21 protein-coding genes are annotated in these 22,700 nt (G+C 68.5%); 8 read left to right on the top strand and 13 right to left on the bottom strand.

Annotation, left to right across the window (positions count from 1 at the left end; translation table 11 throughout):
- Positions 1-2: 2 nt before the first annotated feature.
- The 10 genes from hisF to mgtE form a co-directional block, all read right to left on the bottom strand.
- Complete coding sequence (gene hisF / locus BM249_RS06335; RefSeq protein WP_091970051.1) at positions 3-779, bottom strand: imidazole glycerol phosphate synthase subunit HisF; 777 nt, start codon at positions 777-779, stop codon at positions 3-5.
- Between the two features lie 21 nt (positions 780-800).
- On the bottom strand, positions 801-1,562 hold the full coding sequence (hisA, locus tag BM249_RS06330) for a 1-(5-phosphoribosyl)-5-[(5-phosphoribosylamino)methylideneamino]imidazole-4-carboxamide isomerase (protein ID WP_091970050.1): 762 nt from the start codon (positions 1,560-1,562) through the stop codon (positions 801-803).
- 43 nt (positions 1,563-1,605) lie between these two features.
- Positions 1,606-2,268, bottom strand: coding sequence for an imidazole glycerol phosphate synthase subunit HisH (gene hisH / locus BM249_RS06325; protein WP_091970048.1), 663 nt, complete (start codon positions 2,266-2,268; stop codon positions 1,606-1,608).
- Positions 2,265-2,750, bottom strand: a complete 486-nt coding sequence (locus tag BM249_RS06320) for a DUF2628 domain-containing protein (RefSeq protein WP_091970047.1) — start codon at positions 2,748-2,750, stop codon at positions 2,265-2,267. Before BM249_RS06320 ends, hisH begins: the two co-directional genes overlap by 4 nt.
- 28 nt (positions 2,751-2,778) lie before the next feature.
- Complete coding sequence (gene hisB / locus BM249_RS06315; RefSeq protein ID WP_091970045.1) at positions 2,779-3,366, bottom strand: imidazoleglycerol-phosphate dehydratase HisB; 588 nt, start codon at positions 3,364-3,366, stop codon at positions 2,779-2,781.
- Positions 3,367-3,492: 126 nt separating this feature from the next.
- A complete protein-coding gene (locus BM249_RS06310; protein WP_091970043.1) occupies positions 3,493-4,368 on the bottom strand; it encodes an S-methyl-5'-thioadenosine phosphorylase in 876 nt (291 codons plus the stop codon).
- Between the two features lie 100 nt (positions 4,369-4,468).
- Positions 4,469-5,365, bottom strand: a complete 897-nt coding sequence (locus tag BM249_RS06305; RefSeq protein ID WP_091970041.1) for a cytochrome c1 — start codon at positions 5,363-5,365, stop codon at positions 4,469-4,471.
- A 22-nt stretch (positions 5,366-5,387) separates the two neighbouring features.
- A complete protein-coding gene (locus BM249_RS06300; RefSeq protein WP_091970039.1) occupies positions 5,388-6,674 on the bottom strand; it encodes a cytochrome b in 1,287 nt (428 codons plus the stop codon).
- 54 nt (positions 6,675-6,728) lie between these two features.
- Positions 6,729-7,262 carry a ubiquinol-cytochrome c reductase iron-sulfur subunit gene (petA, locus tag BM249_RS06295; protein WP_091970129.1) on the bottom strand — a complete coding sequence of 178 codons (534 nt, stop codon included), beginning with the start codon at positions 7,260-7,262 and terminating at the stop codon, positions 6,729-6,731.
- Positions 7,263-7,501: 239 nt separating this feature from the next.
- Positions 7,502-8,872, bottom strand: coding sequence for a magnesium transporter (mgtE, locus tag BM249_RS06290; protein WP_091970036.1), 1,371 nt, complete (start codon positions 8,870-8,872; stop codon positions 7,502-7,504).
- Between the two features lie 417 nt (positions 8,873-9,289).
- Between mgtE and pqqA (BM249_RS06285) the strand changes: the two genes are divergently transcribed.
- The 3 genes from pqqA (BM249_RS06285) (at position 9,290) to BM249_RS06275 (ending at position 11,110) form a co-directional block, all read left to right on the top strand.
- Positions 9,290-9,379: a pyrroloquinoline quinone precursor peptide PqqA gene (gene pqqA, locus BM249_RS06285; RefSeq protein WP_091970034.1), complete on the top strand. Its 90-nt coding sequence runs from the start codon at positions 9,290-9,292 to the stop codon at positions 9,377-9,379.
- A gap of 61 nt (positions 9,380-9,440) precedes the next feature.
- Entirely contained in the window at positions 9,441-9,530 is a 90-nt protein-coding gene (gene pqqA, locus BM249_RS06280; protein WP_056092902.1) for a pyrroloquinoline quinone precursor peptide PqqA, read from the top strand.
- A 395-nt stretch (positions 9,531-9,925) separates the two neighbouring features.
- A complete protein-coding gene (locus tag BM249_RS06275; RefSeq protein WP_091970030.1) occupies positions 9,926-11,110 on the top strand; it encodes an FAD-dependent oxidoreductase in 1,185 nt (394 codons plus the stop codon).
- Positions 11,111-11,150: 40 nt separating this feature from the next.
- On the opposite strand, the gene BM249_RS06270 is transcribed toward BM249_RS06275, so the two are convergent.
- Positions 11,151-12,674 carry a glucosamine inositolphosphorylceramide transferase family protein gene (locus tag BM249_RS06270; protein ID WP_091970028.1) on the bottom strand — a complete coding sequence of 508 codons (1,524 nt, stop codon included), beginning with the start codon at positions 12,672-12,674 and terminating at the stop codon, positions 11,151-11,153.
- A 335-nt stretch (positions 12,675-13,009) separates the two neighbouring features.
- Here BM249_RS06270 and BM249_RS06265 point away from each other — a divergent pair, with 335 nt between their 5' ends.
- Together BM249_RS06265 and BM249_RS06260 are read left to right on the top strand one after the other, a co-directional pair.
- Positions 13,010-15,124 (top strand): GumC family protein, encoded by a 2,115-nt coding sequence (locus tag BM249_RS06265; protein WP_091970026.1) that lies wholly within the window; start codon positions 13,010-13,012, stop codon positions 15,122-15,124.
- Positions 15,121-16,461, top strand: a complete 1,341-nt coding sequence (locus tag BM249_RS06260; protein ID WP_244528612.1) for a VpsF family polysaccharide biosynthesis protein — start codon at positions 15,121-15,123, stop codon at positions 16,459-16,461. The genes BM249_RS06265 and BM249_RS06260 overlap by 4 nt, the downstream gene beginning before the upstream one ends.
- Here the strand turns inward: BM249_RS06260 and BM249_RS06255 are convergent.
- Both BM249_RS06255 and BM249_RS06250 read right to left on the bottom strand, forming a co-directional pair.
- A complete protein-coding gene (locus BM249_RS06255) occupies positions 16,376-17,638 on the bottom strand; it encodes a glycoside hydrolase family 5 protein (RefSeq protein WP_425284796.1) in 1,263 nt (420 codons plus the stop codon). The genes BM249_RS06260 and BM249_RS06255 overlap by 86 nt on opposite strands.
- On the bottom strand, positions 17,635-18,798 hold the full coding sequence (locus BM249_RS06250; protein WP_091970024.1) for a DUF1972 domain-containing protein: 1,164 nt from the start codon (positions 18,796-18,798) through the stop codon (positions 17,635-17,637). The genes BM249_RS06255 and BM249_RS06250 overlap by 4 nt, the downstream gene beginning before the upstream one ends.
- Positions 18,799-18,954: 156 nt before the next feature.
- Here BM249_RS06250 and BM249_RS06245 point away from each other — a divergent pair, with 156 nt between their 5' ends.
- From BM249_RS06245 to BM249_RS06235, 3 genes are read left to right on the top strand one after another with little or no spacing between them, the layout of a single operon-like run.
- Positions 18,955-20,115 (top strand): glycosyltransferase, encoded by a 1,161-nt coding sequence (locus BM249_RS06245; protein ID WP_091970022.1) that lies wholly within the window; start codon positions 18,955-18,957, stop codon positions 20,113-20,115.
- Complete coding sequence (locus tag BM249_RS06240) at positions 20,115-21,407, top strand: lipopolysaccharide biosynthesis protein (protein WP_177232335.1); 1,293 nt, start codon at positions 20,115-20,117, stop codon at positions 21,405-21,407. The genes BM249_RS06245 and BM249_RS06240 overlap by 1 nt, the downstream gene beginning before the upstream one ends.
- Positions 21,408-21,467: 60 nt before the next feature.
- Positions 21,468-22,691, top strand: a complete 1,224-nt coding sequence (locus BM249_RS06235) for a GNAT family N-acetyltransferase (protein ID WP_244528611.1) — start codon at positions 21,468-21,470, stop codon at positions 22,689-22,691.
- Positions 22,692-22,700: the final 9 nt, after the last annotated feature.

The following is a 22,700-nucleotide window of genomic DNA, read 5'->3' as shown; positions in this document are numbered from 1 at the left end:
CGTCAGGGGTCGCGCCGCATGGAGAGGCCCGCCGCCGCCATGTGAGCCTTGGCCTCGGCCACACTGTGCTGCCCGAAATGGAAGATCGAGGCGGCGAGTACGGCGCTCGCGTGCCCGTCCCGTACCCCGGCCACGAGGTCGTCGAGGCCGCCGACGCCGCCCGACGCGATCACCGGCACGCTCACGGCATCGGCGATGGCCCGCGTCAGGGCGAGGTCGTAGCCCGAGCGCATACCGTCGCGGTCCATGGAGGTGACGAGGAGTTCGCCGGCTCCGAGAGCGGTCACCGTGCGGGCGAACGCGATGGCGTCGAGGCCCGTGGCCTTGCGTCCGCCATGGGTGAAGATCTGCCACGCCTCCGCCTCGCCGGGCGCCGAGGTCCGCTTGGCGTCGATGGCTACGACGATGCACTGGCTGCCGAATTTCTCCGCGCCCCGCGCGACGAACTCGGGATCGTTGACCGCGGCGGTGTTGATCGAGACCTTGTCGGCCCCGGCCAGGAGGAGCGTGCGGATATCCGCCACCGTGCGGATGCCGCCGCCTACGGTGAGGGGCATGAAGCAGGCTTCCGCTGTCCGGCTCACCACGTCGAGGAGCGTACCCCGGTCCTCGTGGCTCGCCGTGATGTCGAGAAAGCAGAGTTCGTCGGCACCGGCGGCGTCATAGGCCTTGGCCGCCTCGACGGGATCGCCGGCGTCGCGCAATTCGAGGAACTGGACGCCCTTGACCACGCGACCGTCCTTGACGTCGAGGCAGGGGATGATGCGGGTCTTGAGCAATGGAGTTCTCCGGCGGCGCCCTCAAGCAGCCGCGCCGCCTTTCGTCTTGCCGGCCTTGGCCTTCGCGATGGCGGCCAGGGCCTCGCGCGGGTCGATGCGGCCGTCGTAGAGGGCCCGGCCCGTGATGGCGCCGGCGAGGAGCGCGCAATCGGGCTCGAGGATGCGGTGCACGTCGTCGATGGAGGCGAGGCCCCCCGAGGCGATGACCGGGATCGTCACGGCCTTGGCGAGGCCCAGGGTCATCTCGATATTGAGCCCCTTGAGGATGCCGTCGCGGGCGATGTCGGTGTAGATGATCGCCGCCACCCCGGCATCCTCGAAGCGGCGTCCGAGCTCCTCGGCCGTCATGCTCGAGGTGGTGGCCCAGCCCTCCACGGCGACGCGGCCGTCCTTGGCGTCGATGCCCACCGCGATCTTGCCGGGATAGAGGCGCGCCGCTTCGTGGACGAAGGCCGGATCGCGCACGGCGGCAGTGCCGATGATGACGCGGCTGACGCCCTTGGCGAGCCAGGCCTCCAGGGTCTTCATCTCGCGGATGCCGCCGCCGAGCTGCACCGGGAGCTTGGTCCGGGCCAGGATCGCATCGACGGCCGCCGCGTTCATGGGAGCGCCCGCGAAGGCGCCGTCGAGGTCGACCACGTGCAGCCAGGAAAAGCCCTGCTCCTCGAACACGGCGGCCTGGGCGGCCGGATCGTCGCTGAAGACGATGGCCTGGGCCATGTCGCCCTGCACGAGGCGAACGCAGCGCCCTTCCTTGAGATCGATGGCCGGGAACAGGATCACGCGTCGGTTCGCTTTCGGGTATGCGTGGCGAAAGGCGCCCCGCTCAGGGGCGCCATTGCAGGAAGTTGGCGAGGAGGGCGAGGCCGAGGCGCTGGCTCTTCTCGGGGTGGAATTGGGTGCCGGCGATGTTGTCCCGCGCCACCATGGCGGTGACGGGACCGCCGTAATCGCTATGAGCGACGACATCGGACGCGTGCGTCGGACGGAGCGCGAAGCTGTGGACGAAATAGGCGTGTAGGCCGGTCTCGCCCGTGGGGATACCTGCGAGCAGGGCGTGCTCTCGGTTCGCCGCGAGGGTGTTCCAGCCCATATGCGGCACCTTCAGCACCGGATCGGACGGGCGGATCGGGGCGACGTCGCCGGGAATCCAGTCGAGGCCGGGCGTCGTCGCATATTCGAGGCCCCGGCTCGCGAGCAACTGCATCCCAACGCAGATGCCGAGGAACGGCCGTGTCCGGGTTTTCGCCGCGTGCGTCATGGCCTCGACCATGCCCGACACGGCATCGAGGCCTGCCCGGCAATCGGCATAGGCGCCGACCCCCGGCAGCACGACCCGATCGGCGGCCGCGACCGTCTCGGCCTCGGAGGTCAGGAGGATCCGGGTCCCGTCGAGGCCGGCCTCGCGGGCGGCGCGTTCGAACGCCTTCACCGCCGAATGGAGGTTGCCCGAGCCGTAATCGATGATCGCGACAGTCTCTTGGGTCACCGCCGACCCTCGCTGAAGGGAAACATGCCGATGGCCGGCTCGCTCGGACCGGCAGGGCCGCTGCCATAGGTGGCGTGGACGGGGCGGAGCGGTGCTGCGCCGTCGAACCAACGGGTCGCAGCCTTCATCTCGGCTTCCTCCAGGCTTCCCGCCAGCACGGCGTCGCGCACGGGACGGCCGCGGCGGGCATAGGTCCAGCGCCGCAGGGACGACGCTTCGAGGCCGATGAGCAGGAGCATCAAGAACGTGATGACGGCGCCCGCCCAAGGGGTCAGCCCGGCCAGGCGGCCGATGACGGCCGTGGCCGCCAGCAGCGTGACCACACCGAGGGCGGCGAGCCAGAGGCGGTGATACAGGAACCACAGGGGGCCGAACGCGAAAGCCGTCCAGGACAGGCCGTCCGGCACGAGCTGCGCCCGTTCGAGGCCGTGCGCTTCCCCGGCCTGGGCGTCCCGGTCGAGGTGCAGCGTATAGGTGCGCATGGCGTCTCCTCTCGTCGGACGGGCCGGATCAGAGCGAACCCTTGGTTGAGGGAACGCGGCCGCCCTCGCGCGGATCGACGGTCACCGCTTGCCGCAAGGCGCGGGCCAATCCCTTGAAGCAGCTTTCGGCGATGTGGTGGGCGTTGTCGCCGTACAGGGTTTCCACATGCAGGGTGATGCCGGCATTCATGGCGAAGGCCTGGAACCACTCGCGCACGAGTTCGGTGTCGAACTGTCCGATCTTCTCGACCCGGAAGGCCGTGCGGAACACGAGGAAGGGACGGCCCGAGATATCGACGGCGACGCGCGTCAGCGCCTCATCCATGGGCAGGTGGATATCGGCATAGCGACCGATGCCGCGCTTGTCGGCCAGAGCCTTCGCGAAGGCCTGTCCGAGGGCGATGCCGGCATCCTCCGTGGTGTGATGCTGGTCCACGTGCAGGTCGCCGGTCACGGAGACTTCGATGTCGAACAAGGCGTGGCGCGCGAGGAGTTCGAGCATATGGTCGAGGAAGCCGACGCCCGTCGCAATGGTGGCCCGACCCGTTCCGTCGAGGTTGACCGTCACTTTGACGTCGGTTTCCGCCGTACGGCGGTCGATGCTGGCGGCGCGCATGCCTAACTTCTACTCGTGTCGAACCGAAATGCCGGGATTCAAGGCGTCTTCTAGGGCCAACACCGCCCGGCTGTGAAGGGCGGCGCGCGGCGATTCACCGGAATGGCGGCCGCCCGCCAGGATGGGTCAGCCCTGGAGGACGCGCCCGGCCACGGCATCGAGCTTGGCGAGGAGCGCGGGGTCGCGGTGACTTTCGGCCGTCATGATGGCGCCGTCGAGGGCATGCTTCGATCCCACCGGGCACGCTTCGCTCTCCCGCGGGAAGTCGCGGGCGAGGCGGGCGACCAACCGCGCGGCCTTGCTCGCATTGGCGCGGGCGACGGCCACCACGGCGGCGACGTCGACGGCGTCATGGGTCGGGTGCCAGCAATCGAAATCCGTCACCATGGCGATGGTGGCGTAGGTGATCTCGGCCTCACGGGCGAGCTTGGCTTCGGGCATGTTGGTCATGCCGACGACGTCGTACCCTTGCGCCTTGTACGTGGTCGATTCGGCGAACGACGAGAATTGCGGGCCTTCCATGCACACGTAGGTGCCGCCGCGATGGACCGCGATCTCTTCCGCTTCGGCCGCCTGTGCGATGCGTGCCTGTAGGGCCGGTCCGATGGGATGGGCCAGGGAGACGTGGGCGACGCAGCCGTTGCCGAAGAACGACGAGGCCCGGCCATGGGTGCGGTCGACGAACTGATCGACGAGGACGAACAGGCCCGGATGCAGTTCGCTCCGGAACGAGCCGCAGGCAGAGAGCGAGACGAGATCCGTGACCCCGGCCCGCTTCAGAACGTCGATGTTGGCGCGGTAATTGATGCCCGAGGGCGACAGGCGGTGGCCGCGTCCGTGGCGGGCGAGGAACACGACTTTCGTGTCGCCGATCCGACCGATGCGCAGGGCGTCGGATGGCTCGCCCCAGGGCGACTGCACCGCTTCTTCGCGAACGTCCTCCAGGCCCGGGAGGTCGTAGACCCCCGATCCGCCGATCACGCCGAGCACCGCTTGCGTCATTCTCGCACCTCTAAACCAAACGCCGGCCGCCCCCGTTCGGGAACGCCGGCGCCTGTCGTTTCCATGAGGCGGGGACCCGTGTCGAGCCCCGCCACCCGGATCAGTAGGTCTTGTGCAGTTCCGGCTGGAGGCCGTGGACCTCACCACCGACCTTCGCCCAGATCCGCTTCTTGACGTAGTAGAGCAGGCCAGAGAGCACGATGAGGAACAGGATCACCCGCAGGCCGAGGGCCTTGCGTTCCATCATGTGCGGCTCCGCCGTCCAGGCCATGAACGCCGCGACGTCCTTGGCATACTGGTCGGTCGTCTCGGGCACCACCGGCGCGCCCTTGTCGTTCTTGGCGTAGGTCACCTGCTCGTCGCTCAGGGGCTTCGGCATGGCGATGAGGTGCCCGGGATAGTACTTGTTATAGTACGTGCCCGTCGGAACTTCCTTGCCGGCCGGAGGCTCCTCGTAACCCGTGAGGATCGCGTGGATGTAGTCTACGCCGTGCTCGGTGTAGCCGACGAGCGGCATGGCATCGGTGAGGAACTTCGGGAAGCCGCGCTCGAAGGTTCGGGCTTTCGCCAGCACCGAGAAGTCCGGCGGCGCCTTGCCGCCATTGGCGGCGGCAGCGGCCTTGTCGTTGGGAAACGGTGACGGGAAGGCGTCGGCGGGCCGGGCGGGCCGCTCCACCTCCTCGCCGGAATCGTTGAGTTCTTTGACCTTGTACTCGGCGGCCAGAGCCTTGACCTGGTTGACGCTGAATCCGGGGCCGCCGGGCTCCGAGAGGTTGCGGAAGCGCACGAGGCTCATGCCGTGGCAGCTCGAACAGACCTCGCGATAGACCTGGAAGCCGCGTTGCAGCTGGGCCTGATCGAAGCGGCCGAACATGCCGGCGAAGCTCCACTTCTCGCGGGGCGGCTGTGGAGCACCATGCTCCGCCTCCGCCGAGGCCGTCGTGATGCTGAGGGTAGCCGCGAGGAGGGACGCGGCGAGGAGGCGGGTGGTTTTCATGGTGCTCAACAGTCCCCTGCCCTCAACCCTTGGTCTGCGGTGCGGCCGCGGCCCCGGCCGGGATGCCGGCCCCGGAGACCTGCTTGCCCGGACCGGTGACGCTCTCGAGGATCGAGTCCGGCACGCGGTCGGGCGTCTCGAACAGGCCGACGAGGGGCATCACGACGAGGAAGTGGAGGAAGTAGTAGGCCGTGCACAGCCGCGCGGCGATGACGTAGCCCCCCTCCGGCGGCTTGGAACCGAGCCAGCCGAGCAGGACCGTGACGACGACGAACAGCCAGAAGAACTGACGGTAGATCGGGCGGTAGTTGGACGAACGCACCCGCGAGGTGTCGAGCCAGGGCGCGAAGGCCAGGATGATCACGGCGCTGAACATCAGGATCACGCCGCCGAGCTTGTCCGGCACGGCGCGCAGGATCGCGTAGAACGGCAGGAAGTACCATTCGGGCACGATATGGGCCGGGGTCACGGCGGCGTTGGCCGGGACGTAGTTGTCGGCGTGGCCGAGGTAGTTCGGCTGGTAGAAGATCCAGTAGGCGAAGAAGATGCCGAACACGACCGTGGCGAAGACGTCCTTGACGGTGGCGTAGGGCGTGAACGGCACCGCGTCCTTGCTCGATTTGATCGGTATGCCGGCGGGGTTGTTCTGGCCGGTGACGTGGAGCGCCCAGACGTGGAGCACGACGACGCCGAGGATCATGAACGGCAGGAGGTAATGCAGGGAGAAGAAGCGATTGAGGGTCGGGCTGCCAACGGAATAGCCGCCCCAGAGCAGGCTCTGGATCGTCTCGCCGACGATGGGGATCGCGCCCAGGATGCTGGTGATGACGGTGGCGCCCCAGAAGCTCATCTGGCCCCACGGCAGGGTGTAGCCGAGGAAGGCTGTGGCCATCATCAAGAGGTAGATGATCACGCCGAGGATGTAGAGGATTTCGCGCGGGGCCTTGTACGAGCCGTAATACAGGGCGCGGAACATGTGGATGTAGACGGCGACGAAGAACATCGACGCGCCGTTGGCGTGCATGTACCGCAGCAGCCAGCCGTAATTCACGTCGCGCATGATGTGCTCGACGGAGTTGAACGCGTTGGCGGCCGAGGGGTCGTAGTGCATCGCCAGCCAGATGCCGGTGACGATCTGGGACATCAGCATGGCGATGAGGATCGCGCCGAAGGTCCAGAAATAGTTGAGGTTGCGCGGCACCGGGAAGGCGACGAACGACGAGTGGACGAGCCCGACCAGCGGCAGGCGCGATTCGAACCACTTCGCCACGCGGCTCTTGGGGACATACGTATTGGCGTGTGCGCTCATGGGGCTACCCGCTCCGAAGGCTGTTTCATGGGATTCCGTCGCGAGGGTCCGGGGTCAGGCCGCGGCCTTGCCGCCCTCTTCGCCGATCCGGATCTTCGTGGCGGTCTCGAAGCCGTAGGGCGGAACGGGCAGGTTCGTCGGGGCGGGACCGCGACGGACGCGGCCCGAGGTGTCGTAGAGGGAGCCGTGGCACGGGCACGACCAGCCCTCGTACTGGCCCTGGTGCCCGATGGGCACGCAGCCGAGGTGGGTGCAGTTGCCGTAGACCACGAGCCACTGGGCATGACCGTCCTTGACGCGGGCGGCGTCGGCCTGGGGATCGATGAGATCCTTCAGGGGCACGGTCTCCGCCTCTTTGATCTCCTTCGCCGTGCGGTGACGGACGAAGATGAGCTTGCCGCGCCAGAACACGTTGACGATCTGGCCCTCCTGGATCGGCGTCAGGTCGACTTCGAGGGGCGCGCCCGCCGCGATGGTCTCCGCATCCGGCGCCATGGAGGCGACGAAGGGCCAGGCCAGGGCACCGGCCCCGACGGCGAGGCCCGCACCGGTGGCGAGGAACATGAAATCGCGCCGCGTTCCGTCCATGCCCGGGATGGTGCCGTCGGCATTCACAACCGGGTTGGCCGAGGGGGGTGCCGCGTGGTTCGCCAAGTGTCGGTCTCCGAGCCGGGGGTACGGGCGCGCCCACGCGACGCGAACGCGGCGTGGCCGGGCAGGACATTAGAGGCTTTCGAATGAAAGTCAGCCCGGCGGCAGGCAAGCACCGTCCGGCACTTTTTTGCAATGCGACCCCGCGTCACCGGAAGTTCATCCGGCCACGTTTGTCACAGAAGCGTGCCCCTGAGGATCAGCATGGCGACGGAAAAGTAGATCACCAGGCCGGTCACATCGACCAGGGTGGCGACGAACGGAGCCGAGGCCGTGGCCGGATCGAACCCGAGCCGCTGCAGCAGGAAGGGCAGCATCGAGCCCGTGAGGGAGCCGAACGTGACGATGCCCACGAGGGCCATGCCCACGGTGGCGGCGACCAGGGGCCAGTGCACACCGTAATCGTACAGGCCGGTCTTCTGCCAGACGATGATCCGGATCACCCCGATGATCCCCAGGATCGCTCCGAGGACGAGGCCGGTCGGCAACTCCCGGAACGCCACCCGCCACCAGTCGCGCAGGCGAACCTCGTGGAGCGCCAGGGCGCGGATAAGGAGCGAGGTCGCCTGGCTCCCCGAGTTGCCGCCGGAACTCATGATGAGGGGAATGAACAGGGTGAGGACGATGGCCTTTTCCAATTCGCCCTCGAAGCCCTGCATGGCGGTGGCGGTCATCATCTCGCCGAGGAACAGGGCGCAGAGCCAGCCGGCCCGCTTCCGAATCATCGTGAAGAAGCCGATATCCATGTAGGGCTCGGGCAGGGCCTCCATGCCGCCGAAGCGCTGCACGTCCTGGGTCTGCTTCTCGACCATGGCGTCGATCATGTCGTCGACGGTGACGATGCCGATGAGGTGCCCCACGGCGTCGATGACGGGGAGCGCCAGGAGATCGTATTTCGAGATGAGGCGCGCCGCCTCCTCGCGGCTCGCGGTGGGCGAGACGGCCAGGGGATGCCGCCCGGGCGCCACGGAGAGCACGTTGTCGGCCGGGTTCCCCGAGATGAGGCGGCGCAGGGGCACCGCCTTGGTCAGGGCTCGAGTGCGCGGATCGAGGACGAAGATCGAGTAGATGGTCTCGCGAGTCTTCTCGACGTGGCGGACGTGATCGAGGGTCTGGCCCACGGTCCAGTCGCTCGGCACGGCGACGAACTCCGTTGTCATGAGCGAGCCGACACTCTCCTCGCCGTAGGCGATGAGACGATCGACGGCGCCGCGTGTCTCGGCGTCGAGGCGGGCACGCAGGTCCGAGCGTCCGGGCTCCTCGATCTCGCGGAAGATGTCGGTGATGCGGTCGGCCGACATGCCCGAGAGGAAGGAGGCGACACGGTCGCGCGGCAGCATCTCGATGATGTCGGCGGCGCCGTCGAGCTCGGGTTGGTCGAGCACCTCGATGGCCCGATCGTGCGGCAGCCCCAACAGGATCGCGGCGGCGACCTCGGGCGCCTCCTCGTTCAGAGCCTCGACGATGTCGGGGGCACGCTCGTCCGAAAGCCGGGCCGCCAGGACCGAGGGATCGACATTGATTGGGAAGGGGGCGATCGTGGTCATGGGTTCAACCTCGCGCGAGGCGCGGTCGCGGGCGGCCGAGCCGGCCGCGCCCAGCCCTTCAGGGCATCGGTTCGGCCATGCATGCGACCGCGCGGGGCGCGGCCAATCGTCGGGAACTGTCGCTGGGCATTTTCGCTTGATGGAGCGCCCGCTTCGGCGGGCGGCGCGTGGGTGCGCCTCCGGCCCGCGGGCGTCAAGCCAGAGATTGAAGGCTGCGGACGTCCGTCCCGCCTTTCCGGCGATTCCGGCGAAACGGACCGATCCCCCTGGCTCCTCGGCGGAGCAGTATCCTGCCGTCTCACCCCGGCCATCGCTCCCTCGCCCTGCGATCCTATGAGAAATATAAGTGTAGCGCCCACTTGTATTGTGCCCAAGGTATCCGCATATTCAGGGGGTCGAACACGAAGGAGAAACGCTATGAAGTGGTCCGCCCCCGTCGTTCAAGAAATCTGCGTCGGCATGGAAGTCACCAGCTACGAGTCCGCCGAGATCGACACCTTTAACTAAGGTTTCGACGCCCCTCGGGGCATCGGTCTCCATCATTCAAATCTAGTCTAGGAGAAACGTCATGAAGTGGTCTGCCCCCATCGTCCAGGAAATCTGCGTCGGCATGGAAGTCACCAGCTACGAGTCCGCCGAGATCGACACCTTCAATTAAGAAGTTGTTTTCTGGAAAGGGTGCCATCCTGAGCGGACGGCACCCTTTTTAGTCTGGAATTCGGACAGCGCGAAGGCCCGGACGGCAACTCGTCCGGGCCTTCGCGCGTCCGCACGACACTCTTTTCGGACGCGGAAGAATTCGATCGGTCAACGCGCGCGAAGCGACGGGCCATCGCAGGGTATTTGGACACCGTTGACGATTCGCCGACGTGTCTTACCTCCCTACGTGAAGCGAAGCACCCGCGATGGAGTGCCTTCGGAGAGAAGGTCCCTGGTCAAGCGACGGCACGGCTTCTGCAATCTCTGTCGCAACGGGTCGACGCCGTCGCTGTGGTGTCCCATCTCGGCACTGGCATATCGGGCGTCGCAGGTAGACATCGCGTCGGAGGAAAGATGACGTCCCATCCATACGATGCCATCATCATCGGGGCTGGGCTCGCGGGAACGAGCGCGGCTCACAAGCTGGCGACGGCGGGCCATCGCGTCGCCCTCATCGACATCCATGCCGTCTATCCTCCCGACTTCCGGGCCGAGAAGCTGGGGCAGGTTCAGATGGATCAGTTCGACCGTCTCGGCCTCGGTTGGCCGGCGCGCAACGCCACCACCATGGTGAACGAGGTCTGGGTTTCGCGCTTCCAGCGTTTGGTCTCGCACTTGCCCATCCGCGAGTATGGCCTTCACTACGCGAACCTCGTCAACGCCATCCGGCAGGCGCTTCCCGCCTCCGTCGCCCTGACCCTGGGGCGCGTGAAGGACATCGAAACCGGTCCCGAACGCCAGAGCGTGACCCTCGGCGATGGGCAGCGTCTCGAAGGCCGCCTCATCGTCCTGGCCACGGGGCTGGGAGACGCCCTGCGTCGCAAGCTCGGAATCGGCAAGCAGGTCGTCGGCCCCAAGCACTCCGTTTCGTTCGGGTTCGACCTCGCGGCGCCGCCTTCGGCCTTCCCGTTCCCGTCCCTGACCCTCTACGGCGATGCCTTCCGTTCGCGGATCGCCTACGTCACGCTGTTTCCCATCGGGACGACGATGCGGGGCAACCTGTTCGTCTATCGCGATCCCTCGGATCCTTGGATCAAGTCCTTCCGGGCCTCGCCCGAGGCGATTCTGCGGGCGGAGTTGCCGGGGCTCTTACCCCATTGCCCGGATCTGACGATCCGGGGACCCGTGGAGATGCGCCCGGTGGATCTTGTCCAGGCCCAGGATTACCGCCGCGATGGCGTGGTCCTGATCGGAGACGCCTTCCTGTCGCCCTGTCCCATTCCGGGAACCGGGATCGGCAAGGTGCTGACCGATGTCGAGCGCCTGTGTGCCGTTCATCTGCCGCGCTGGCTCGAGACGCCCGGAATGGAGGCCGAGAAGCTCGGGAGCTTCTACGACGATCCGGTCAAGGTCGCGTCCGATACGCAATGCCTCCGCGCGAGCCACTACTCCCGAGCCATCGCCACCGAGATCGGACCGATCTGGGCCGCACGTCGCTGGCGCAATTACGTCGGGCGTCACGCCATTCATGCCTTGCGGGGCGTGCGCAGCCGGCTCGCGGGGCTCAATCCAACGGGCCATTCGGCGCCATCGACCTGACACCGCGCGCCCCGCGAAGGGGCGCCATGATCTTCGGGATTCAGCGAAACCGGGGCGCCCGGGCCGAGCCGTCGATGAACTCGAAGCCCGCACTGCGGTTCAGGGTGTGCAGCCGGCTTCCTTTCCAGGCCGGTCCGGCGTTCAGGATCGTCTCGACGGTCTGGGCGTAACCATCCGCGTCGAGGCGATCGATCCGGGCGAGCGCCAACGCCGCGCCATACCCTCGTCGGCAATCCTGCACGGGCCTAATCAAGGCGCCATCGCGCGCCACGATCCGGCCGGCGGGCCGGGCCGAAGCGATGTCGATGAGCACGGGATTGGCGGGATGCGGCGTCCACGGCCCCCGGAAATTCGGGGCGGACCAGAGGTGGAGGGCATCGGAGAACGATCCGAGGCCCCATTGCGCGCCGACGACGGCGGGGTCGTCCCGCACCGTGGCGAACAGCCACCACCGCCCCCCGTGCTCGACCAGGGTGGCATCGCTCGCCGTCACCCCCGAGACCAGGGTCGCTTCCTTCATCCAGCCGCCCGGGAAGGCCGTCGACCGATAGAGGTCGATGGTGCCGTTGGCGCAGCTCTCCGGAACCATCCAGACGGTGCCGTCGCGTTCGAACACGAACGGGTAGGAGAGGTGGTGCGCTTCCTCGAGCACGGGAACCGGCGTGCCCCGTGGCCCGTCCGGACCGAAGGCCACGGCGGAGATGATCGCCTTGCCGGTGGCGTGCGGATAATCCTCGACGAAGAGGACGGTGCCCCCCGCGTGATCGAGGGGGAATGGATCGGCGTAAAAGCGATGCCCGTCGTCCGGCAGGTCGCGCCATCCCCCCGCCGGGTGCGCCCGCAGGTCGACGAGATCGGCTCCGCCCTCGAGGGCGCGCCAGCCCACCCGCCAATGCGGCGCACGGTAGCACAGGTGATAGAGGCGCCGGACGATGGTCCAGGCCAGCATCCGGGCAGCGCGCTGGCCCAGAGCCGCCGCCCCGAGCCCGGGATGCGGAACGTCAATCTCCGGCTCCGATGCGCTCGCCGCGAAGGGGTGGTTCGGCCCCACTCCGCGCAAGGCCGACAGGATCAGGCTGGTCGTGCGCGCGAGGCTGTCTTCGAACGATGTCAGGGCGATGCCGCCGGCCTCGGTCCCGAAGCGGCCCCCGGCCACGATGCGCCGCCCCTCGCTGAGGGTACCGACGGGAGAGCGGCCGGCGAGCAGGACGGACAGGAGGGCGTTCTCCCCCGCGCGCCCGTCATAGGCGAGGTGCCAGATCCGCGGCCCGCCGTCCGGCGCGACGTCGCCGCAAAGGTCGAGGATGAGGTCGGGGGCGCGCACCGATGGTGACGGGAAGGCCGCGAGCGCCGCCGGCTCGACGGGGCTCCACAGGCCGTCGAGGGAGCGGCGGTTCAGCATCGCCTCCAGGCGGAACAGCAGCGCGGCGTTGTTCGGCAGGGCGCCCGGTCCCGGACGCCGGTCGATCTCCAGGGTGATTCCGCGCAGGGCGGCGATCCGCTCGGCAAGCCGGACATGCCAGCGGCGTAGGGTCTGACCGTCGAGGCGGAGTCTGAGATGCATGGCGGTTTCGCTTTGGATCGGGGTCTCGCCCGTTCGAAGCGGAGCAGGCCTCGGCGGAAGGCCGCACGGGACACTCCGTCCGGAACGGGCGGCGCTGCGGGCGCCTCGTCGGCCTACTCAACCCGACGAGGGTGAAGGAACCACCAAGACCGGAAACCGTACCGGATCGCCCCAAAATGGAAATGCGCCGGGACTTCGGCATGAACGAAGCATTATCCATGTTTCGTCGCAGCCGGAAATCGCGCGTCGCGATTGGGGATTCCTCAATCGGGTCGCGTGTTCTCATGGGCGGCGAGGCGTGGACAGTGACCAAGGTCGCGACGTTGTAGAGATCGATGGCACAGATTGACCGACACATCGCGGCGGACTGGATCGATCCCGGGGAGCGCCTGCGTTCGCCCCGGCCGCAGCCGGATACCAGTGCCGAGATCGGTGACCTGTGGCGCATCCTGCGTGCGCGTCGCGCCTGGATCATCGGCACGGCGGCGATCCTCACCGCCATCGCCGTGGCCTACGCGATGCTGGCGCCGCCGCTCTACACGGCGACGGCGCAGATCCTCATCGACCCACGCGACAAGCAGATCGTCAGCAATGACGTCAATCCCGTCGCCATGGCGCCCGATGGCGGCGTGATTCAGGTGGAAAGCCAGGCCCGGGTCATCGAATCGGATTCCGTGCTGACGCGCGCGGTCATCGCGGCCGGGCTTCTGAACGACCCGGAATTCGGCGCGCCCGGCAACGGCGTGCTCGCCCGGATCCAGCGAGCCTTCGACGGCGCAGACAGGACGGGCGACACGGCCGATGCGACGAAGGCCGAGGGCCGCGCCGTACGGGCCTTGCGGCGCAAGCTCGCCGTGAAGCGGGCCGACAAGGTCTTCGTGGTCGATGTCGTCGTCACGGCGAGCGATCCCGACAAGGCCGCGCGCATCGTCAACGCCATCGCCACGGCCTACCTACAGGACCAGTCGGATGCCCGCGCCGAAGCCGCCACCCGCGCCTCGGCGGAACTCGGCGCCCGCCTCGAAGACCTGCGTCGGCAGGTCAACCAGGCCGAGAACAAGGTCGAGCGTTTCAAGGCCGAGAAGGGCCTGATCTCGGCGAGCGGTCGGCTGATCAGCGAGCAGCAACTCGCCGAGAGCAACAACCGCATCGTCGGGGCTCGAGCCCGCACGGCGGAAGCCCGTACCCGTCTTCAACAGATCAAGGATGCGCGCGGCACGGCGTTCGGCGCCGATGCGACGCCCGAGGCAATTCAATCGCCGGTGATCGAGCGCCTGCGCGCGCAATACGCCGAACTCGTGAGCAAGGAAGCCGATCTGCGCACCCAACTCGGCGATCGACACCCCAACATCGAGGCGGTCCGAACCCAGCTTCAGGGCGTGCGCCGCCTCATCGAGGCCGAGCTGAACCGCCTCTCGAAATCCGCCGAGACGGATTTTCAGCGCGCCGAGGCCAACGAGAAGGCGTTGGCGGCGGGCCTCGAAACCCTCAAGCGTGGCACCGTAGTCTCCGGCGAAGCCTCCGTGCGCCTGCGCGAACTCGAGCGCGAGGTCGACAGCAGCCGGGCGGTCTACGCCAATTTCCTGAACCGCTCCCGCGAGATCAAGGAGCAGGTCGGGATCGACACCACGAACGCGCGGGTCATCGGCTGGGCCCGGCCGCCGCAGGATCGCAGCTGGCCCCTGCGTGTTCCGCTCATCATCGGTGGTCTCATCAGCGGCCTCGGCCTCGGCGCCGGCCTCGCTTTCGGGCGCGAGTATCTCCATCCCACCGTCCTGTCGCGCCGTCAGGTCGAGCGCCTGCTGAACGCACCCGTCCTCGTCGGACTGCCGGTATTCGGCCCCCGCACCGAGCGGTCGGCCTGCCTCGGAGCGGCCCGGCTCCTGGATCGGATGGCGAATCTCGGCCCACGGCCCCGGAGCAGCGGCCAAGGTGTCGCGGTGTTCGTCACGTCGGGGGGCACCGACGCGAAGGACCGGCGGACGATCACCCGCCTCCTCGCGGCCGTGGCGGTGACGCGCGGGGACAGGGTCCTCGTCATCGACGCCGATCTCGAAGCCGGTGTGCCGCTGCGCGATCAGGCCGGTCTCGTGGAGGTGCTCAACGGTGAGACCTCCGTGACCTTCGCGGCCCTCCGCGATGGGCAGAGCGGCGCCATGTACCTGCCGGTCGGCGATGCGATGCGCCTGAGCCGGGACGCCCTCGACCGGGCGAATATCGAGGGTGTGCTCACGGCGGCGCGGGATGCCTTCGACCTCGTGCTCATCGAGGGCGGGACATTGTCGGCCAACCTGCGCGTCGCCGAAATGGCCCTCACGGCGGACCGGATGCTGGTGGTGGTCCGCGGCGGCACGACCCGCCAGCGCGAACTCCTCGACCTCGTCGAGGCCGCCGAATCCCTCGGGCGACGCATTTCGGGGGCGGTCGTGGTGGGTGCCGGCGCCGCATGAGGATCCTCGCCGGGCCGGCCTTCGATCATGCCACGGCGGACCGGCCCCGGCGGCGGCCGCCGGTGATGCTCATTTTCCTCTCGGTGGTGATTCTCGGCGTCTCGGGCGGCCTGCTCTGGACCGTGGGCATCAACTACGACGGCTTGACCGGCGGGGCGCCGCAGAAGATCCACCCCTCGACCTATCTCGTCATCCTGCTGTTCGGCTGGGGGGCCTTGATGTCGGGAAATCCCGTCGGCTACCTTGTTCGCGCGGCCCGGATCCGCCCCGCCGCCATCCTCCTCGCGGTCGCGAGCCTGGGTTTGTTCCTGCACATCGTCCTGCGAGCCGGCCCGGGCATGGCCGGTGCCCTCGACACGTTCCTTCTGCCCGGGCTCCTCGCCGTGGTCCTGGCCGAGCGCGACGACGACACGTGGCGCTGGCTCGAACGGGCCGTGCACGCGGTGATGCTGGTCAACGCCCTCCTCGGGCTCGTCGAGTTCGCCACGGGGCATCTGTTCTTTCCATACCGCCTCGATGGCGCGGTGTTTTCCACCGACACGCGCTCGGCCGCCCTCCAGGGCCATCCCCTCGGCAACGCGACGCTGACGGCCTGCTACGTCCTGGCCCTCATCGCCGGCGGGGGAACGTTCACTCCAGCTCTCCGCGCCGGTATGATCGTCCTGCAACTCGCCGCCCTCGTCGCCTTCGGGGGGCGCTCGGCGATCGTCGTCACCCTGATCCTCGGTGGCGGTAGTGGTCTCCTCGCCCTGCACCGAACCTTGCGCACCGGCCGGGTGCCCCTGCTCGGGGCGGCCCTAGCGGTGTTCGCCTTCACGTTGGTGCCCCTGGCCATCGGCGGTCTCGCCGTCGCGGGCTTCTTCGACGCCCTGCTCGGGCGGTTCATGGCCGATGGCGGCAGCGCCAATGCCCGCGTCGAGATGTTCGACCTCGTCGCGAAGATTCCCTTGCGCGATCTCCTCGTCGGTCCCGAGATGGATCTGGTCGAGAGCCTGCGTCGGGTCAGCGGCCTCGAATGGGGTATCGAGAACCCCATCGTCCGCACCCTGATCTACCAGGGCGCGTTCATGACCCTGTTCCTCACCGTCGCGGTGACGCTGTTCATCGTCGAACTGGTGCGCCAATGCCGTGCCGGCACGGCGCTCCCGGTCATCGCCTTCGTGGTTCTGAACAACACCTTCGAGGGTTTGGGTGGCAAGACCACCCTGCTCGCCAAGTTCGTGATCCTGCTGCTCGCCCTCTACCGCCCGGTCACGGCGGCCCCTCCCCCTTCGGGAGCGACAGCCCGAGGGCGTCGAGGATCGCCGGATCGAAGCGACGACTGGCGTCGTCCATGAGGCCCATCCCGTCGAACAGGTTCCAGAACGCCCAGGCGAAGCCGTTCGCCTCGGCGGCCTCGCGTACGTCATGCACATAACGCGCCCGATCGGCGGCGCCCGCCGCGACGTAGCGGGCATCGCTGCGCAGGGCGCCGAACTCGCCCATGAGGATTCGGTGGGTCGGAATGTCGTGCCGGTTCGCCCACCCGCGCACGGCCGCGAGGTGGTGGTCGATGAAGCGGCGGTCGGGGTCCGCCGCGAAATACTCCGCGAGCTTCGCCTCCGTGACGGCGTAAGCCTCGGCCTTGGCCGATGCCGGGAGAGCGGTGTCGACGTCCATCCGCGCGCGGACCGCCGCGAGGGTCCGCGCGAGGGTTCCGGCGGAGGCCGGCCACGGCACGGCGTTGAGGGCGCGGTAGACCGGTTCGCGCATCCACGGCGCGCCCTGGTGGCTGAACAGATATGGTTCGTAGAAGTGGAACGTGAACAGCAGGGGCGCGAAGCGGGCGAGGGGTGCCGGATCGAGGGCGACGAGACCCGGCACCATGCTGCCACAGGCGCCTCCGGCAACCAGCGTCAGAGCCGCCGCTTCGCGGCGGGCGAGGCCGAGCAAGTCGTCCTGAAGGGCGGTCCATTCTGACGCGCCGCAGGCTTGGGGTGGCTCGTTCACGGGCTCGAAGGCGATCCCTCCCGTATCCATCGCCCCGAGACGCCCCGCCAGCTCGGCGATGAAGTCGCGATAAGCCGGGTAGAGGGGCGCAAGGGGACCGCCGTAGAGGTTATCCGGATTCCAATGGTGCGTGGCGCCGTTCGCCTGGACGTTGACCACCACCGCCAGGCCGGCGTCGCGGATCGCCGCGACGGCGTTCAAGAGGTCGCGGATCAGGCCGACGCGCGGCGGCCCCGACAGGCCGAGGAACGGCCCCGGATCGACGGGCAGGCGCAGGAAGTCGAAGCCGGCGCTGCGCAGGCGGGCGAGATCGTGCGTCGTCGGAACCGGTCGCTCCGGTTGGAATGGCGGCAGGCCGTAATCCGTGCGGGGCGCGGGGTACTCGCGTGTCAGGGAGAACCACGGCCAGGCGTTGATGCCCCGATGCAGGGTCAGCCCGGCCGCGACCGCCCCGCGCGCGGGCCGGACGAACGGGAGGAGGCCCGATGCCAGGACGCCGCGCCGCGTCGGCCCGCCCGGGATCACCGCGCGACGGCCGAGCCGGCCATTCCCGCCGGCGCGCCCGCATAGCCGCCCAGAGCGATGATCTCGGCTTCGTAAGCCGTGAGGATGGTGGTCCAGTCGAAGTGTTCGGCGGCGCGGGCGAGGGCTGCCCCGCCCGCGGCGCGCATGGCGATGGGGTCCGCGATGGCGGTCGCGATCCGGTCTTCGCAGGTTCGCTCATCGGCGAAATAGGTCTGCTGCGGGCCGGCCGTGCCGCGATTGAACGGATTGTCGTGGGCGATGACGGCGTTGCCGGCCCAGAGGGCTTCGACGAGGGACGGGTTGGTGCCTCCCACCGTATGACCATGCAGGTAGGCGCGGGCATGGAAGCGCAGGGAGCGGAGGGTCTCGGCGTCGAAGATGGCGCCGGGAAACATCACTTCGTCGCTGGCCGCCGCCCGCACGGCGGCATGATACGGATTGTCGGGCAGAAGCGTGCCGAGCACCACGAGCTTGAAAGTCCGCCGCTGGCGCGAGAACGCCTTCACCATGGTGAGGATGTTGTTGTCGGGCTCGATCCTGGCGATGGAGGTGAGGTAGCGGTCCGGTTCGAGGCCGAGGGCACGGATCGGCCCTTCGGGGGCTTCGGGAATCGGATCGCCGCCATAGGGAATCGTCGCGATGGCCGAACGGGACCGGCGCGTGGCGACGTGATCGGCGATGGCCGGATGGTCCGCCACGAGGCGCTGAGAGGACCAGGCGGCGATCCATTCGTTGATCCAGAACCAGGCACGGACGGGCAGAGACCATTTCGGGCGCTTCCACTCGATGCCGTCCATGTTGGTGAGGACCTTGCGGCCCGCCAAGCGCAGATACGGCAGGAAGACCGCGCCGTTGTAGCCGAGCACGAGGCAGACGCCGTCACGCCGGGCGGCATCGCGCACGCAATGCCAATCGAATTCGAGGGTCGCCTTCGGACCTCGCGAGGCGACATCGACGTGCAGGAGTTCGACGCCGTTCCAAACCGACGTCCTGATCCGCTCGGTCACGACGGTGACCTCGTTCTGACAATACACCGCCACATGCCAGCCGCGCCGAACGAGAAATAGGGCGAGCTTCTCGGCGAACGTCTCGAAACCGCCGTGCGAGGCCGGTATTCCGCGCGTTCCCAGAATGACCAGTGACGGCTTTGCCATTTGCAACTCTTTGTCTCGATTCGGCAAGCTACAGACCCCAATCGAGACTGCGCCCTGGACTCTTAAGGAAGCTGCGCAACGGCTGGGCCGGGCTCGCAACTTGCTCCTCCCGGGCCCAGGCGTCGGGATGTTGCCATTTCGGGTCAGGGAACGGTCGCTGAAATGCGTATCACGTGTGTCCATCAGGGTTACGAACTCTACGGGTCCGACCGGAGTTTCGTCGAGAGCGTCCGGATCATTCGCCGGGCCTACCCGCAGGCGCGGATCGATGTCGTGCTGCCGCGCCACGGTCCGATCGTGGCACCCCTGTCCGAACTCGGCACGCGGATCGTCGTCGAACCCCTCTGGATTCTGCGGCGCCGTGACCTCGTCCGATTGATGACCCTCGGCCTCCTGTCCCTGCCCGTCGCGATGCTGCGGGCGTGGAAGCGGCTGCGGTCGAGCGACCTCGTGTATGTCAACACCTCCGTGGTCGCCGATTACCTCCTGGCCGCGCGCCTCTGTCCGGGCCGGGCCCTCGTGCACGTCCACGAAATTCCACAGGGCGCCACCCTCACGGTGCTGCGGATGCTGATCCGGTGGAGCGGGGCCGACGTGATCTTCAATTCGCGCGCGACCGCCGCCGCCTTCGCTCTCGATGGCAAGGCGCGGACACGAATCGTCTATAACGGCATCGCCGGGCCGGCCGCTCCGGAGCCGAAGACCTATGACGGCACCCGGCCGCTGCGCCTGCTCATGCTCGGCCGCATCAGCCGCATCAAGGGCCAGGAGGTGCTGGTGGAGGCGATCCGGCGCCTCTCGGACGATATCCTGGACCGGCTCTCGGTCCGCATCGTCGGGAGCGCCTTCGAGGACGCCGCGCGGGAGGAAGCCCTGGCGGCGGCCATCGCCAAGGCCGGTCTGGCGGAGGTGATTGCCCTGTCGCCGTTCGTCGACGATCCCTCCGACCTCTACCGCTGGGCCGACGTCGTGACCGTGCCGTCGCGCCTGCCCGAATCCCTCGGGCGGGTCGCCATCGAGGCGATGTCGTACGGCCGCCCTCCCCTCGTCTCCCGTATTGGCGGATTGACCGAGATCGTCGAACCCGGGCGCACCGGCTGGATGGTGGCGCCGGACGATGCCGCCGCCCTGTCGGTGGCGCTCGAACGAATCGTTCGTGATCCGGCGGCCTGGGCCGGATTCCCGCAGGCCGCGCGCGCCCGTTACGAGGCGTTGTTTGACGAACGGGCCGCCGCGTCGGGGATCACCGAGATGATGGCCGCGCGGCTCGCCCGGTCGAACCGGGCCGCGCCCGCTCCCGCCCTCGCGTCGGTCGATTCGTGATGAACGCGCTGATCCGGTTCGTCCGCCGCTTCGTCCTGATGCTCGGGGGCGAGGTCGCCCAGAGCGCGTTCCATTTCGGCCTCAACATCGTGCTGGCCCGGACGATGAGCCCGCACGATTACGGGCGCTTCGCCATCGTCTTCCTCGTGGGCGGCCTCGCGCTCACCTATGTCCGCGCCCTCGCGGGCGTCCCGGCGGGCATCTTCATTCCGGGGCGCGCCGGGCGTCGGACCGCGCGGGGCTTCGAGGTCAGCTTCGGTTCTGCGGCGACGCTGCTATCGGGCACCATGGGTCTCGGCGTCGGCGTCACGCTCTGGGCCGCCTCCGACATCGCGCCCCTCGCCGCCGGCCTGTTCGTCGGCACATGGAGCCTGCGCAGCTACGTCCGCGGCGTTCTCCTGACCCGGCGGCTGCCCCTCGCGTCCGGCCTCGGCGACATGGTCTTCGCCCTGTCGGGCACAGCCTTCACCGCCTGGCTCATGCGCGGCGCGGAAACGGTCGATCTCGATGCGGTCCTGACCGCCCTCGCCGTCGCCAACGCCCTCGGCCTCGTCGCGTCCCTGCTCGCCCTGCGGCAGCCGGTGCGGGTCAGCTTCGGACGCGGGACACGGCGGCGCTACCGCGCCCTGTGGCCGAGCCTGTCCTGGTCCCTCGTCGGCACCACCACGGCCAATCTGCAGGGGCAGGGACAGAGCCTCCTCGTCGCCTTCCTCGCCGGGCCGGCGGCCTATGCTCCCATCGCCGCCACCTTCGTGCTGTTCGCGCCCTTGCGGCTGACGGCGTCGGCCCTCATCAATCTCGTCCAGCCGGACATCGCCGGCCACCTCGCCGCGGGCCGAATCGACGGGGCCAAGCGGGTCGCCCTGCGGTGCGTCGGCCTCATGGCGGCGAGCAGCGTCGCGTATGGCGGACTCGTCCTGGGCTTCCTGCCCTTCATCGAGAACCGGCTGTTCGCCGACCGGTTCACCGGTGCGCCGATGGCCCTGATCGCCCTCTGCGTCTGGACCATCGTCGGCGTCTCGCTCCTGCACGCTCCCCTGCGGGTGCTGCTTGAAATGCGGCAGGCGTTCCGCAAGCTCGCCACCGTCGCAGGTATCAGCGCCCTCGCGGGTGGGATCGTCGTCGTCGTCCTGCTCCTCGTGACGGCTCCGGTGTGGTCGCTCCTCGGGGTGTTGCTCTCCGAATGCGTGGTGCTCGCTTATTGCGCCGTCATCCTGAGACCCTGGCGCCGGGCCGAGACCCCGGGGGCCACGTTCCGGGCGGGCGACCGCCTGCCGCTTCCGAACCCCTGATCCGGCGCCGCCCGACGAACCCCGCGCGGCCGGTGACGGCGCGAACCCAAGGAGCCCATCGTGAGTCTTCCCCTGGAGTCAGAGATGCCGACCAAAGCCGCCGCTCCCGTTGGCCGTCCGCTCTCTGCCGCGCCTGCGTCCCAGCCGGTGCGCTACGCGGCGCGCCTCCACACCACCTTCGATACCATCGCGCCGCTCTGGCACGAATTCGAGACCGAAGGGGCGACGGCCTATCAGCGCCTCGACTGGGTCAGGAGCGTCATCGACCACCTCGGGCCGACCATGCGGGCCAGTCCCCTGTTGGTCGAAGTCACCGAGGCGCCAGGGGGCCGTGCCGTCATGCTGCTTCCCCTCGCCCTCGTCCGGGAGCGGGGATACCGGGTCGTGACCTGGCTCGATCTCGGCGTCTGCGACTACGCGGCGCCGCTCCTCGCCCCGGGCCTCGATGTGGGACCCGACGCCATGGTGTCGGTCTGGCGGGCCGTGCGGTCCGTCTTGCCCCGTGCCGACCTCATCCGGATCAGCCGCATTCCGGACAGCGTCCAGGCCCGGCCCAATCCCCTGGCGACCCTTTCGCAATGCCGCCGCATGGAGATGCAGGCCTCGGGCGTCGCCATCGAGGGCGATCCCGCCACCCTCCTCGACCGGCTCTGCCGTCCCGGACCGCGCAAGGACATGGCCAAGCTGCGTCGCCGCCTCGACCGTCAGGGCGAGGTCGCCTTCGTGAAGGCCTCAACTCCGTCCGAAGTCGATACGATTTTCGATGCCCTGGTGGAGCAACGCCGGACCCGCTTTTCCGAAATCGGCCGCTTCGATCTGCTCTCCCGGCCGGATGTCGAGGCGTTCTACCGGGCCGGCGCCCGGGCCGGCCTGACAGGCGGGCCGGCGCGCCTGTTCGGCCTGTCCGTTGGTGGCACCTGGATCGCCGCCGCCTACGGCCTCGTCCATGCCGGAACCTTCCACGGGCTCCTGCTGACCATGGCGGGCGGACCCTGGCGCAACACCTCGCCGGGCCTTCACGTCGCCGCCGAATGCCTGCGCTGGGCTCGGGCGGAAGAATTGGATTACTTCGACTTCACCGTTGGGGTGATGCCCTACAAGGAGGATTTCGGGGTTCAGACCCGCGATCTCGAAGAACTCGTGGAAGTCGCGAGCCTGCGTGGGCGCCTCGTGACCATGGCCTTGTCCGCCGCGGCCGGTGCCAAGACCTGGCTCGCCACCCATCCCGCGTGGTACGGCCGGCTTCAGAAGGCCCGCCGCTGGGTCCGCCGGCACGCGGGATGATCGACGTCG

The organism is Methylobacterium gossipiicola, from assembly GCF_900113485.1.
Taxonomy (GTDB): Bacteria; Pseudomonadota; Alphaproteobacteria; order Rhizobiales; family Beijerinckiaceae; genus Methylobacterium; species Methylobacterium gossipiicola.
Note: the sequence above shows the minus strand (reverse complement) of the source record. Positions and strands in the feature narration are given on the sequence as shown.